The organism is Vibrio sp. 10N.222.54.A3 (assembly GCF_041474095.1).
Taxonomy (GTDB): Bacteria; Pseudomonadota; Gammaproteobacteria; order Enterobacterales; family Vibrionaceae; genus Vibrio; species Vibrio crassostreae_C.
The window spans coordinates 39330-53792 of the sequence record NZ_JBFRTN010000025.1 but is presented as its reverse complement, the minus strand read 5'-3'; the positions used below and the strand labels follow the sequence as shown (position 1 = coordinate 53792).

Annotated in this window: 12 protein-coding genes; 6 read left to right on the top strand and 6 right to left on the bottom strand. The window is 45.5% G+C overall.

Annotated features, from left to right (window positions below):
- Window positions 1-172: 172 nt before the first annotated feature.
- Window positions 173-1309: an acetylornithine deacetylase gene (gene argE, locus AB4507_RS07820; RefSeq protein ID WP_009848891.1), complete on the bottom strand. Its 1137-nt coding sequence runs from the start codon at window positions 1307-1309 to the stop codon at window positions 173-175.
- 153 nt (window positions 1310-1462) lie between these two features.
- On the opposite strand from argE, the gene argC reads away from it, so the two are divergent.
- The 4 genes from argC (at window position 1463) to argH (ending at window position 6815) form a co-directional block, all read left to right on the top strand.
- Window positions 1463-2467, top strand: coding sequence for an N-acetyl-gamma-glutamyl-phosphate reductase (gene argC / locus AB4507_RS07815; RefSeq protein WP_017063685.1), 1005 nt, complete (start codon window positions 1463-1465; stop codon window positions 2465-2467).
- Between the two features lie 12 nt (window positions 2468-2479).
- Window positions 2480-3268 carry an acetylglutamate kinase gene (argB, locus tag AB4507_RS07810; RefSeq protein WP_008219686.1) on the top strand — a complete coding sequence of 263 codons (789 nt, stop codon included), beginning with the start codon at window positions 2480-2482 and terminating at the stop codon, window positions 3266-3268.
- Window positions 3269-3381: 113 nt separating this feature from the next.
- Window positions 3382-4593: an argininosuccinate synthase gene (locus AB4507_RS07805; RefSeq protein WP_372182491.1), complete on the top strand. Its 1212-nt coding sequence runs from the start codon at window positions 3382-3384 to the stop codon at window positions 4591-4593.
- A 347-nt stretch (window positions 4594-4940) separates the two neighbouring features.
- The gene (gene argH / locus AB4507_RS07800) at window positions 4941-6815 is read left to right on the top strand and encodes an argininosuccinate lyase (RefSeq protein ID WP_017061136.1); all 1875 of its coding nucleotides are present in this window, start codon (window positions 4941-4943) and stop codon (window positions 6813-6815) included.
- 255 nt (window positions 6816-7070) lie between these two features.
- Here argH and AB4507_RS07795 read toward each other — a convergent pair whose 3' ends face one another.
- Window positions 7071-7319, bottom strand: coding sequence for a DUF3624 domain-containing protein (locus AB4507_RS07795; protein WP_029235423.1), 249 nt, complete (start codon window positions 7317-7319; stop codon window positions 7071-7073).
- An 87-nt stretch (window positions 7320-7406) separates the two neighbouring features.
- Between AB4507_RS07795 and AB4507_RS07790 the strand changes: the two genes are divergently transcribed.
- On the top strand, window positions 7407-7754 hold the full coding sequence (locus AB4507_RS07790; RefSeq protein ID WP_004729674.1) for a RidA family protein: 348 nt from the start codon (window positions 7407-7409) through the stop codon (window positions 7752-7754).
- A gap of 323 nt (window positions 7755-8077) precedes the next feature.
- Here the strand turns inward: AB4507_RS07790 and AB4507_RS07785 are convergent, their stop codons facing one another.
- From AB4507_RS07785 to AB4507_RS07775, 3 genes are all read right to left on the bottom strand, one after another.
- Window positions 8078-9544 (bottom strand): dihydrolipoyl dehydrogenase, encoded by a 1467-nt coding sequence (locus AB4507_RS07785; RefSeq protein WP_372182489.1) that lies wholly within the window; start codon window positions 9542-9544, stop codon window positions 8078-8080.
- Window positions 9545-9819: 275 nt separating this feature from the next.
- Complete coding sequence (locus AB4507_RS07780) at window positions 9820-10548, bottom strand: glutathione peroxidase (protein ID WP_017061133.1); 729 nt, start codon at window positions 10546-10548, stop codon at window positions 9820-9822.
- Window positions 10549-10592: 44 nt separating this feature from the next.
- Window positions 10593-10772 carry a hypothetical protein gene (locus AB4507_RS07775; RefSeq protein WP_017096544.1) on the bottom strand — a complete coding sequence of 60 codons (180 nt, stop codon included), beginning with the start codon at window positions 10770-10772 and terminating at the stop codon, window positions 10593-10595.
- On the opposite strand from AB4507_RS07775, the gene oxyR reads away from it, so the two are divergent.
- Window positions 10771-11664, top strand: coding sequence for a DNA-binding transcriptional regulator OxyR (gene oxyR, locus AB4507_RS07770; protein WP_136974333.1), 894 nt, complete (start codon window positions 10771-10773; stop codon window positions 11662-11664). The genes AB4507_RS07775 and oxyR overlap by 2 nt on opposite strands.
- A gap of 111 nt (window positions 11665-11775) precedes the next feature.
- On the opposite strand, the gene AB4507_RS07765 is transcribed toward oxyR, so the two are convergent.
- Window positions 11776-14337, bottom strand: coding sequence for a penicillin-binding protein 1A (locus tag AB4507_RS07765; RefSeq protein ID WP_170963319.1), 2562 nt, complete (start codon window positions 14335-14337; stop codon window positions 11776-11778).
- Between the last annotated feature and the right edge of the window lie 126 nt (window positions 14338-14463).

The window sequence follows — 14463 nt, the reverse complement described above, 5'->3', positions numbered from 1 at the left end:
AGCATTCTAAGTTTGCAATTATTAGTTTTCGAAATGCGGGAGAAGTAAATTTCCCAATAGTTCGGAATTAAAGTGAAATTTAATTACAAGATCAGGCTGTGTCTGGGATAACAGAATAAAAGCCACCTTTTCGGGTAGCTTTTATACGAAAATATTGGAAGAAAAGTAATAACTAGAAACAATATTTGCGGATCGACTTACTCAGAACATCAATCGTTGGATCGATAAAATCGAAGCTTAGGAACTCATCTGGTTGGTGAGCTTGGTCGATTGAGCCTGGACCCAGCACTAAGGTTGGGCAAAGTTCTTGAAGGAAAGGTGCTTCTGTACAGTAGTTCACGGTTTGTGATTCAGTTTCGCAAACTGATTCCATGCCACCGATAAATGGATGGTCATGTTGGCACTCGTAACCCGGGATAGGTTCGTGCAGTGGCGTAATCTCAATTCTGCCCGGCCATTTTGCTTCTACTTCTTTGAGTGCGCTGCGCAGCATGTTATCCAAACCATCTAAGCTGATACCCGGTAAAGGACGTACATCGTAGTGCAGCTCACAGCAACCACAGATACGGTTCGCGCTGTCGCCACCGTGAATATGGCCAAGGTTTAGAGTGGGGCTTGGAATTGCGAAACCCGGGTGGTGATACTCTTTGACTAGCTTGTCACGCAGTTGCATTAAAGCGAACAACACTTCATGCATGATCTCGATGGCGTTGACACCTAATGCAGGATCAGAAGAGTGACCTGATTTACCCGTTACTCGCACAGCGTTAGCAACATGGCCTTTATGGCCACGAATCGGCACAAGGCTGGTTGGCTCACCAATAATGCAGTAATCCGGTTTAAACGGTGCATTTTCAGTGAAATGACGCGCACCCAGCATGGTGGTCTCTTCGTCACAGGTTGCCAATACATATAGCGGCTTGGTCTGTTTGCTCCAATCCATCTTCTTTGCCGCTTCATAAACGAAAGCGAAAAAGCCTTTCATATCGGCTGTGCCTAATCCATAGAAGCGATTGTTGTGTTCTGTTAGTGCGTGAGGGTCGAAGTTCCAACGTCCTTCATCGAATGGCACTGTGTCGCTGTGTCCTGCGAGTAGCAAGCCACCTTCGCCCGATCCCATCTTAGCGACCATATTATGCTTGCCGGGTTCGACTTCCACGACTTCAACGCTAAAGCCTACGTCTTTAAACCATTGAGCCATTTTTTCGATCACTTTCTCGTTGCCATGATCCCAGCTTGGATCGGTCGAGCTAATAGAGTCTGTGGAAATTAGGCCTTTGTAGACCTCAAGAAAACTCGGTAATTGCATAATAACTTCACTTCTACTATTGACAGGAAAACCATAAGTCGGTAAAACACATATTAAATCATATTTAATGCATAAGAAATCAAATAAAGCTAAAAATTAAGTATGAATAGTCAAATTTGAAATGTAACTTACCTCAGAAATGGATGTGTTGAGATGTTGAAAACCACGATCATTGGCGCAAGCGGCTACACAGGAGCAGAACTGGCTCTAATGATAAACAGACACCCTGAGCTCACGCTATCAGGTTTATATGTCTCAGCCAATAGTGTAGACGCAGGTAAACCTATTGCGGCACTGCACGGTAAGTTAGCTGGCTTGATTGATATGCCAGTACAACCTTTAACAAATCCGGAAGAAGTGGCTAAACAGTCTGATGTGATTTTCTTAGCAACAGCACACGAGGTCAGTCACGACCTAGCGCCAATCTTTCTAGAGAACGATTGCCAAGTCTTCGACCTATCGGGTGCATTCAGAGTTAAAGGCGAAAACTTCTATCAAGAGTTTTACGGTTTTGAACATCAACACGAACAATGGCTAGACAAAGCGGCTTACGGTTTAGCGGAATGGAACGAACAAGAAATTAAAGAAGCTCAGCTTGTCGCTGTCGCGGGTTGTTACCCAACGGCATCACAACTGGCGATTAAACCTTTGGTTGAGGCCAAGTTACTGGATGAAAACCAATGGCCAGTGATTAACGCGACTAGCGGTGTGACTGGTGCAGGCCGCAAGGCGACGATGGTTAACAGCTTCTGCGAAGTAAGCCTGCAAGCTTATGGCGTCTTCAATCACCGTCATCAACCTGAAATGGCTGCACATTTAGGATGTGATGTGATTTTCACTCCACACCTCGGCAACTTTAAGCGCGGTATTTTAGCGACCATCACCATGAAACTGGCTGAAGGCGTGACAGAACAACAGATACAAGATGCCTTTGAACAAGCTTACCAAGGTAAACCAGCAGTGAGACTACTCGAAGAGACACTGCCAAGAATTCAAGATGTAGAACAGACACCTTTCTGCGACTTAGGTTGGAAGGTTCAAGGTCAACACATCATCGTTGTTTCAGCGATTGATAACTTATTAAAGGGTGCATCTAGCCAAGCGATGCAGTGTTTAAATTTACGTTATGGTTTTGCGCCATTAACTGCGTTAGTGTAAGGAAATCTAGATATGAGCCTTAATAATCAACCATTAATCATAAAGTTAGGTGGCGCTGCGCTATCTTGTGGTGAAACACTTAGCAAGTTATTTGGTGCGATCTCTGCTTACCAACAACAAGCACAACGACCAATCGTGATTGTTCACGGCGGCGGTTACCTTGTTGATGACTTGATGAATAAGTTGAATCTCGAAACCGTTAAGAAAGAAGGGCTACGTGTTACTCCTTATGACCAGATCCCAGTGATCGCTGGTGCATTAGCGGGCACGGCCAACAAACTACTTCAAGGTCAGGCGATTAAAGACGGTATCAATGCCGTTGGTTTGAGCCTTGCAGATGGTGGTTTATGCAAAGTGAGCGAACTGAACCCTGAACTGGGCGCGGTAGGAAAAGCGGAGCCGGGCGACTCAACCGTTCTGCAAGCGATTCTTAATGCGGGCGCTCTGCCAATCATTAGCTCAATTGGTTTGACTGAACAAGGTCAGCTGATGAACGTCAATGCAGACCAAGCTGCGGTTGCTGTAGCTGGTGCACTTGATGCTGAACTGGTACTGCTTTCTGATGTAAGCGGCGTACTAGATGGCAAAGGTCACTTAATTCCAAGCCTTAACCAACAGCAAGCTGATGACCTTATCGAAGGTAAAGTGATTACTGACGGCATGATCGTTAAGGTTCAAGCCGCACTAGAAGCAGCCAACGACCTTGGACGACCAATCGAAGTCGCGACGTGGCGATACCCAGAAAAGCTAACACAACTGTTTTCAGGTAAAAGCATAGGAACACAGTTTTTACCTCAGTAGGTCTCACAGCGAGTCGCTACTTAAAGAATTTAGACAAATTAAATAAACATATAATTATGAAGTCATTTCCAACGCTGACCGCCATGTGCAGTATGGAAACTAGGAGAAAGAAAATGAGCAAAGTTAACGTAAAGAAAGTTGTAGTAGCCTACTCTGGCGGTCTTGACACATCAGTAATCATTCCATGGTTGAAAGAGAACTATGATTGTGAAGTTGTGGCGTTTGTCGCGGATGTTGGTCAAGGCGCTGAAGAACTAGAAGGCATTGAAGAGAAAGCAAAAGCTTCGGGTGCTTCTGAGTGTTACATCGCTGACCTTAAAGAAGAGATGGTTGCTGACTACATCTTCCCAACGCTAAAAACCGGTGCTTACTACGAAGGCAAATACCTTCTAGGTACGTCAATGGCTCGTCCAATCATTGCTAAAGCACAGGTTGAAGTTGCGCGTAAAGTAGGTGCAGATGCACTGTGTCACGGTTGTACGGGTAAAGGTAATGACCAAGTTCGTTTTGAAGGTGCATTTGCTGCACTAGCACCAGATCTACACGTAATCGCACCATGGCGTGAATGGGATCTAGTGAGCCGTGAAGAATGCCTGGATTACCTAGCTGAGCGTAACATCCCTTGTACTGCTTCTCTGACTAAGATCTACTCGCGTGATGCAAACGCATGGCACATCTCGACAGAAGGTGGCGTTCTAGAAAACACATGGAATGCACCTAACGAAGATTGCTGGGCTTGGACTGTAGACCCTGAGCAAGCGCCAAACGAATCTGAAACAGTGACGCTTAAAGTTGAAAAAGGCGAAGTGGTTGCGGTTGATGGCGAAACAATGACGCCATACAACGCACTGGTTTACCTAAACGAGAAAGGTGCTAAGCACGGTGTTGGTCGTATCGATATCGTAGAGAACCGTCTTGTTGGCATGAAGTCTCGTGGTTGTTACGAAACTCCGGGTGGCACAATCATGATGGAAGCACTGCGTGCAGTAGAGCAACTGGTTCTTGATAAAGCGGCATTCGAATTCCGTGAAGAGCTCGGTGTTAAGGCTTCTCACCTTGTATACGATGGTCGTTGGTTCACTCCACTATGTAAGTCAATCCTTGCCGCGACAGAAGAGCTAGCACAAGACGTGAATGGTGAAGTGGTTATCAAGCTTTACAAAGGCCATGCAACGGTGACTCAGAAGCGTTCTGACAACAGCCTGTACTCAGAAGAGTTTGCAACCTTTGGTGAAGATGAAGTTTACGACCAAAGCCATGCTGAAGGCTTCATCCGCCTTTACTCGCTATCAAGCCGTATCCGTGCTTTGAATAGCCAAAAGTAATCCTAACAATGAGTTAGTGAGCTAGCCTTTGATGAAAGATTGAAGGTTAGTAAACAGACATTATTATGCAAAGCCCATTCACTATTGATTAGTGAGTGGGCTTTTTACTTTCTATTTGCCTAATAAATCAGCTTCGGTTTTTCCTATCGGATGGCATATAATTCGCGCTCCACGCTAAAAATAATCAATGGATTGAACTGTTGGTGAATAAATATGTGAAAATAATGAATTAATACTTTATTTTCATTTTGAATTGCCGTAAGTTTAAACCATCAGAAAAATACTGAATCTTAATCAGAATTATCATTTGCAAAAACAGTGAGCACTGTGCAATTAGGAGATACACAATGGCATTATGGGGCGGTAGATTTACCCAAGCAGCAGACACCCGGTTCAAAGATTTTAACGATTCTCTTCGTTTTGATTACCGATTGGCTGAGCAAGACATTGTGGGCTCAATTGCCTGGTCTAAAGCTCTACTGTCGGTCAACGTATTAACAGAAGAAGAGCAACAGAAGCTTGAGTTAGCGCTGAATGAGCTAAAACTTGAGGTGATGGAAGATCCTGAACAGATTCTACGTTCTGATGCAGAAGATATTCACAGCTGGGTTGAGCAGCAACTTATCGGCAAAGTCGGTGACTTGGGCAAAAAACTTCACACTGGCCGTTCTCGTAACGACCAAGTGGCGACAGACCTGAAACTATGGTGTCGTCAGCAAGGTAACCAACTGCTACTGGCATTGGATCGCCTACAAAGCCAAATGGTGAACGTTGCTTCTCAGCATCAAGAAACCGTGCTTCCTGGCTACACTCACTTACAACGTGCTCAGCCGGTAACTTTTGCTCACTGGTGCTTGGCTTACGTTGAAATGCTTGAGCGTGATTATTCACGTTTGAATGATGCGATTAAGCGTCTAGACACATGTCCGCTGGGTTCTGGTGCCCTTGCTGGAACAGCTTACCCGATGGACCGTGAAGAGTTAGCTCACAACTTAGGTTTCCGTCGTGCAACGCGCAACTCTCTAGATTCAGTTTCTGACCGCGACCATGTGATGGAGCTAATGTCGATTGCTTCTATCTCTATGCTTCACCTTTCGCGTCTTGCAGAAGATATGATTTTCTACAACTCAGGTGAATCAAACTTCATCGAGTTAGCGGATACCGTGACGTCAGGTTCATCTCTGATGCCACAAAAGAAAAACCCAGATGCGCTAGAGCTTATCCGTGGCAAAACTGGCCGTGTTTACGGTTCATTAGCGGCAATGATGATGACAGTAAAAGCTCTGCCTTTGGCGTACAACAAAGACATGCAAGAAGATAAAGAAGGTCTGTTCGACGCTTTAGATACTTGGAATGATTGTATGGAAATGGCAGCACTCTGTTTTGACGGCATTAAAGTGAACGGCGAACGTACACTTGAAGCCGCGAAACAAGGCTACGCGAACTCAACTGAATTGGCTGATTACCTAGTAGCGAAAGGGATTCCTTTCCGTGAAGCTCACCATATTGTTGGTGTGACGGTAGTGGCGGCGATTGCTAAAGGCTGTGCATTAGAAGAATTAACCATCGCAGAGATGAAAGAGTTCTCTGAGGTGATTGAGGAAGATGTGTATGACATCCTGACCATTGAATCGTGTCTTGAAAAACGTAGCGCGCTAGGCGGTGTATCTCCACAGCAAGTGGCTTACGCGGTTGACCAAGCTGAGAAACGTTTATCACAGCGTGATACGTCCATCGTCAAGGTTCGTCCTGCTCGTCTGACCGATATTGAAGCGTTGGAAGGTATGGTCGCTTACTGGGCGAACATGGGTGAAAACCTACCTCGTTCTCGTAATGAACTGGTGCGTGATATTGGCTCGTTTGCGGTCGCAGAGCATCATGGTGAGGTGACAGGTTGTGCATCACTCTATGTGTATGACTCTGGCCTAGCGGAAATCCGTTCACTGGGTGTCGAAGCTGGCTGGCAAGGTCAAGGGCAGGGTACCGCAATTGTGCAGCACTTGGTTGAGAAAGCGCGACAAATGGCCATCAAGAAGGTGTTTGTGCTGACTCGTACTCCAGAGTTCTTTATGAAGCATGATTTCTTACCAACATCGAAATCTCTGCTGCCTGAGAAGGTACTGAAAGATTGTGACCAGTGTCCTCGTCAACATGCGTGTGATGAAGTGGCATTGGAAGTGAACTTGGTAGAGCAGATAATTGCTAAGGTTAATGTTGCATAAGGCATTGATTTTATAGCTCCTAAAAAAAAGATCAAAAATATGATCTTTTTGGGGAACAAACTAAGAAAAGTCCGGTCTATTAAAGTACCACTGCTTTTTCTTAGAATTTTCTAAGAAAGCCCTAGAATCGATTGGTTCTGGGGCTTTTTTCTATCTGCTGTTCGGGAAGTGACAATAGCTCGAAAATTATGATGAATTATCGGATTGTTTAGCCCTGTCTCTAATCACTACTCTTTATCCAATAAAGACTTCCAGCTAACGTTTTTTGCCCTTTAACGGTAGCACCACAAACTTCATGACCCAATGCAACGACAGCAAGCCACTGAACGCGAAAGCGGCCATCATCAACGCGATGGCATTGATGGTTTTTGGGTCTTCTCTGAAAAACAGCCACCATACTCCCCAACTCAAAATCGACAACACCATCAGCTGATTCATGCAACGCTGGCAGCGACCGAGCTTGTTACGGATTTTTTCACTTTTATTGCAATGAATGCATGTCATCTTGGGTTTGATTCGCGTTATGCTTGTTGCCCTGATAATAACACGTCACAAGATATTGGATCACGGTGACACAGAGAGAGAAAGTCGATGATTGAGCGCCAAGAAACCAAGCAACGTATGAGCCGTATTGTTAAACACAACGGTACTATCTACCTATGTGGCCAAGTTTGTGCTGATGCAACTAAAGACATCACTGAACAAACTCAAACCATGTTAGATAAAGTAGAAGCGCTACTTGAGCAAGCAGGCAGCGACAAAGAGCACATGCTGTCAGCAACGATTTACTTGAAAGACATGAAAGACTTCCAAGAAATGAACGCAGTTTGGGATGCATGGGTTCCAGAAGGTCACGCTCCAGCTCGCGCATGTGTGACAGGCGACATGGCTCGCGAAGCGCTACTTGTTGAGATCTCTGTGATTGCTGCTGAGAAGTAATTGCTTAAAGCTTTTAGTGACGCAATGGCTTCAAGAGATTCCAGATACCTCGTCCCTCGGTTCTGGAATGACGAGTTTAGTTTTGGTTTAGCTGATGCGTCACTTTGATTTGCTTCAGTTTAGACGCGTTTTGAAAAGCACCGTTATTCTGGTTAGCTTCGCCTAGACGTGTATGAAAATTGCTGTCATTCCCGAGAGCGACGAAGGAGCGTAATCGGGAATCTATAGTTTACTCGTTGCCAAAAACAAAAAGGAAAGCCAATGGCTTTCCTTTTTAGTATCTAACGTTTGTTAACTGCTAATTGACTGGCGCTAGTCTGAGATTAACAACCCGGACCACAATCCAGACAGTATTTCACCATCTCTGGACCTAGGTGCAGTTTTGCATTCAGGTCACGTAGCGCTGTTCGTACACCTTCTTCGATTACTGGGTGGTAGAAAGGCATATCCAGCATCTCAGAAACCGTCATTTTGTTCTGGTGTGCCCATGCTAACAAGTGAGCCAAGTGTTCCGCGTTTGGTCCCATCATTTCAGCACCAAGGAAACGGCCTGTGCCTTGCTCGCCGTATACGTGCAGAATACCTTTGTTGCGAAGCATCACTCGTGAACGACCTTGGTTTTCGAAAGACACTTCACCCGTTGCGAAACAGCCACATGTGCCTAAGCGTGTGGTGATCTCTTTGTAGGTTTCACCAACCATCGCGATTTGCGGGTCAGAGAATACTGCCGAGATTTTAGAGCGGCGTAGGCCTGCACGAATCTCTGGGAAGCGACCTGCATTGTCACCCGCAATACGAGCTTGGTCTGCTGCTTCATGCAGTAGAGGCAGTTGGTTACTCGCATCACCAGCGATAAATATTGATGGTAGTGATGTTTGTAGCGTGTAGTGGTCTGCGATTGGCACACCACGTTCATCAAGCTCTAGAGAGGTATTCTCTAAGCCAAGCTTGTCAGTGTTAGGGCGACGACCTGTTGCTGCTAGTACGTATTCAACGACGTTAGTTTCTAATTCACCTTGTTTATTGATGAACTGGATTTCGACACGTGGCTCACCCGATTCAGTGGTAATGCGCTTCATGCTTTCGATTTTCACGTCGGCATCGAGATAGAACTCTTCATTGAAAGCTTTATCTGCATAAGCCATGATCTCTGGATCAGTTACTGGGCCAACTTGACCACCCAAACCGAACAGTTTGGTCTTCACACCTAAGCGGTGCAGTGACTGACCAAGCTCAAGACCAATAACACCAGGGCCAAATACCGCAACCGATTCTGGTAAATCATCCCAGCTGAACACGTCGTCGTTAATGATCAGGCGATCGCCAAGCTCATTCCAAACGGCAGGGTATGCAGGGCGAGAACCGGTCGCGATAACAATACGCTTAGCGGTGACAACCGTGTGGTCATCAATTTGTAGTGTGTTGTCATCTAAGAACTTTGCGTAGCCAGAGATCTTGTCTTGCTCTGGGATTTCATCAACACCTTCTAAAACAAAACCAACAAAACGGTCACGCTCAAACTTCACTCGGTCCATCACTTCACGGCCGTTAATCACGATATCACCTTGTGGGTGAACGCCAAAAGCCGGAGCTTTCTCGATTTGGTGTACGCTTTCCGCAGCTGCAATAAGCAGTTTAGATGGCATACAACCAACACGAGCACAGGTTGTACCGTAAGGGCCACCTTCAATCATCACGACACTGTCAGTGTGTGCTTTTGCAGCGCGGTAAGAACCTAAACCTGCCGTACCGCCCCCGATAACTGCTACATCTACATTGACTTGTTTCATAATAATTTTCTCGCAATGGCTGAATTTAGTTTGAACGAACCCCTCCAACTCTGGTGATTTTTTTGAGAGTCAGGATAACGGGTCAGTTTTGTGATTCTGTTTTATTAGGTTTAGCTTGTGACTCTGCTTTTATTGCTAACTATAGGTTAGTAAAAGACAGGCGAGTCACCAGCTATATTCTTTTTCCCAAAACTCAGATAAGAGTGTTTGGAATAGCTAACCCACAAGAGGGTGGGTTAGCTGATACTTCTAAGCCTATATCGGCGATGAAGCGATTAGCCTAGGAAAGTTTCTAGTTCTTCACTACCACCGATGTGTTTGCCACCGATGAATACTTGAGGAACGGTAGTGCGACCAGAGATTGCACGTAGGCTTACTGTTGTTGCATCTTTACCTAGAACCACTTCTTCGTAGTTCAGACCTTTGTCGATTAGGTTCTGTTTTGCTTTCATACAGAAAGGACAGCCTGGCTTAGTGAATACTGTGATTGACTCTTGCTCTTTGTGCTCAGGAGCAAGGTAGTTAAGCATAGTATCTGCATCAGAAACCTTGAACGGGTCGCCTGGTACGTCTTCTTCGATGAACATTTTTTCTACCACGCCGTTTTTAACCAGCATGCTGTAACGCCATGAACGTTTGCCGAAGCCGATGTCGTTTTTCTCAACTAGCATACCCATGCCGTCTGTGAAATCACCGTTACCATCTGGGATGAATGTGATGTTTTCCGCTTCTTGGTCTGCTTTCCAAGCGTTCATTACGAATGTGTCGTTTACTGAAACACACAGAATGTCATCAACACCGTTTTCTTTGAATACAGAGTGTAGCTCGTTGTAACGAGGTAGGTGGCTTGACGAACATGTTGGCGTAAACGCACCTGGTAGGCTGAATACGATAACTGTCTTGTCTTTGAATAGCTCTTCAGTAGTTACGTTAACCCATGCATCACCTTGGCGAGTTGGGAATGTTACTTGAGGGATTGATTGACCTTCTTTAGATGCAAACATATTGATTTCCTTAAATAGTATTTTTAATTTTGTTCTATCAGAGCTTAACGTTTTTCTTCGCTCTGTTTCGTTTCGTTGAGCCCATTATTAGATAAATCCTTTGATAGCTCTAATCGTTTGATGTTATGGTTTTGATAGGTAAATTCTATCAAGAGCATTTTTCTTTTAAATGTTTCTATTAGAACTCTTGTTCTTATTAAAACCTGAGGTAAGAGACTGATCATGAACATTCGTGACTTTGAATACTTGGTGGCGCTCGCAGAGCATAAACACTTCCGAAAAGCGGCAGAAGCGTGCTTTGTCAGTCAGCCGACACTAAGCGGTCAAATACGCAAACTAGAAGATGAAATTGGACTTCAGTTAACCGAGCGTAGTCCAAGGAAGGTAATATTTACAGAATCAGGGTTACAACTTGTTGAACAAGCCAAGCGTATTCTCAATGAAGTGAAAACTTTTAAGGATATGGCGAGTGGACACGGTGAAGCGATGACCGGACCAATGCACATTGGTTTTATTCCAACCGTTGGTCCTTACATTCTGCCTAAGATTGTTCCTCATCTTAAAGAGAGCTTCCCAGATCTTGAGCTTTACCTTCATGAAGCTCAGACCCACCAGTTAGTGAGTCAACTTGAAGATGGCAAGCTGGACTGCTTGGTACTGGCTGCGGTTGATGAAACCGCGGTGTTCAAAGAGATTGATGTGTATGACGAACCATTAAGTGTCGCGGTTCCATGTGACCATGAGTGGGCTCAGCAGGACACCGTTGATATGCTCCAACTCAATGGACAGACAGTATTGGCGTTAGGTGACGGTCACTGTTTAAGAGACCAAGCCCTAGGGTTCTGTTTTGCTGCGGGTGCAAAAGATGACGAGCGCTTTAAAGCGACAAGCTTAGAAACGCTACGTAACATGGTGGCAGCAGGGGCGGGCATTACCTTGCTACCTCAGTTATCGGTGCCAAAGGAAAAGCAGAAAGATGGTGTGTGTTACGTACCTGCGGTGAATCCAACACCTTCACGTCGAATTGTCGTGGCTTACCGTCCGGGCTCTCCATTGAAGGGACGTTTCGAGCAATTGGCTGATACGATTCGAACTCAACTGGAGAAGACGGCTTAGTGCTTGAGTATAGAGCCTAGTCTGGTCAGATATAGATATAAAAAAAGGGTTGATATGAATGCATATCAACCCTTTTTATTGGTTCATGTTACTAGGTTCAACAAACCCTAGTTAGAACAGCTCTTCTACTGCTTCACCTGATGAGGTTGAGTAGATGTCGTCATTGAAACGTTCAGTGATGTACTCGGTTGGCTCTGTGCCTTTCTCGAAGTACTCGAACATTGATGAGCTATCGAACTTGTTGGTCAGTAAGCCAGTTTCACGGTCGATACGAACACGGACGATGTTCTCAGGAATCTCTTTACGCTCAGCAGGAACACCCGCTAACGCCGTACCCATAAAATCAACCCATGCAGGTTCTGCTGTTTTCGCGCCAGCTTCTGCACCCGTAATTTGGTTCTTACCAAGATTTGAGTTCGCTTTGGTTCTGCCTAGGTTGCGGTTGTGGTTATCAAAACCAACCCATACCGTTGCAACCATGCCAGGGCCGTAACCGCTGTACCAAGTATCTTTCGAATCGTTGGTGGTACCCGTTTTTCCGCCAATGTCACGACGCTTCAACGGCTGTGCACGCCAACCTGTACCGTTCCAACCCGTACCTGCGCTCCAATCACCGCCACCCCAGATGTTGCTGTACATCATTTCACGAACAAGGAATGCGTTCTGTTCAGAGATAACTTGAGGTGCGTATTGTACTTTGGCATCCACATCTTGCTCTGCAAACACATCAGCCATTGGGTCTGAGGTCATTTGCTGTTGGCAATCGTCTTTACAAACCACTTTTGGTGTCGCTTCAAATTCAGTCTCACCAAATGGTGTCTCAATGCGGCTGATGTAGAAAGGTTCAACGTAGTAGCCGCCATTAGCGAATACTGAGTAACCTTGAGCTACTTTCATTGGCGTTAAGCTACCCGCACCCAGAGCAATGGTTTCAGAGCGCGGAACTTCATCAATATCAAAGCCAAATCGAGTTAGGTAGTTACGAGTATCATCTAGACCTACTTCGCGCAGTACACGTACCGCCATTACGTTTTTAGACTGAGCTAAGCCAATACGTAAACGAGTTGGACCCACGTAAGTCGGTGGCGAGTTCTTTGGTCGCCATGCGGTACCTTGGCTCTTATCCCATTGGTTAATCGGTGCATCGTTGATCAGTGAGGCTAGCGTTAAGCCTTTCTCAATCGCTGCTGAGTAGATAAAGGGTTTGATACCAGAACCCACCTGACGAATAGATTGCGTTGCACGGTTGAACTTGTTGTGGACAAAGTTAAAGCCACCGACCATCGACAATACCGCGCCGTTGTTCGGGTTCATTGCAACAAATGCTGTGTTCGCATTCGGTACTTGGCTTAGTCGCCATACAATCGGTGTTTCTGATTCTGCAGTCGCTGACTCTTCTGTCGGCTCTTCAGAGACTTCATCGCCGGTAACGGCTTCATGGCGAACCCAGATTTGTTCACCAACCGCCAGAATTTCTTTCGCTTGAGAAGGCGCTGGTCCTTGGCGGTTATCCGTTAGGAATTTACGCGCCCAGTTCATGCCTTGCCATTCGATAGTGCCTTCACCTTGGTTCTTAACCCAAATTTGAGCACTTTTCGAATCAACCGCGGTAACAACAGCAGGGACTAGGTCACCATAGGTTGGTTGAGACTTAAGGTGTTTAACGATTTGTTCTTGATCCCACGCTGATTGCGCAGTCTGCCACAATACTTTTTCAGCACCACGGTAGCCGTGACGCTCATCGTAGCCAAGTAGGTTCTTAATTGCGGCTTGGTTCGCTGCTTTTTGCAGTTTCGAATCAACGGTCGTGTAGACCTTCATGCCTGATGTATAAGCTTCTTCACCATAGCGTTCCACCATCCAAGCACGTGCAACTTCAGCAACATATGGCGCGCTCAGTTCGATCTCTGCACCGTGGTATTTCGAGATAAGCTCTTCGCTACGAGCGTCATCGAACTCTGCTTGAGTGATGTATTTCTCGTCTAACATACGACGCAATACAACGTTACGACGGTTAGTCGCGCGCTCAACAGAGTAAATAGGGTTCATTGTCGAAGGTGCCTTTGGCATACCCGCAAGGGTCGCAATTTCACTCAGCGTGAGATCAGGAAGATCTTTACCGAAGTAAACACGTGCTGCCGCGCCAAAACCATACGAACGGTGACCAAGGAAGATCTTGTTGACGTAAAGCTCCATGATCTCTTCTTTACTAAGAAGTTGCTCAATGTGGATCGCAATGAAGATCTCTTTGATCTTACGCATGATCTTTTTCTCATTAGATAAGAAGAAGTTACGCGCAAGCTGCTGAGTAATGGTACTAGCACCTTGTTTGGCTGAACCCGACATTGCAACCACGAGTGCTGCACGTGTGATACCGATTGGGTCAATACCTGGGTGTTCATAGAAACGGCTATCTTCGGTGGCAATCAGAGCCTCAACTAAGTGGCGAGGAATCTCGTCATAAGTGACTGGATTACGACGCTTTTCACCAAATTGAGAGATCAGCTTACCGTCTTGACTGAAGACTTGCATCGGCGTTTGGAGTTCTACGTCGCGCAAAGTGGCAACATCAGGCAACTCTGGTTTTACGTAAAAATAAAACCCGAAAATTGTACTGACTCCAAGAATCATGCAAATCAATGTAAATATGAATAATCGCTTTATGAACTTCACCGGATAATCCCTGATTAGTTAAGGCTGATAAGCAGCAAACCCTTGTACTCTAGGCTAAAAACTTAGCTTTCGTTTATTAACGCTTATTTAACTAATAATCACAACCCCTAGATAATCAACGAAATG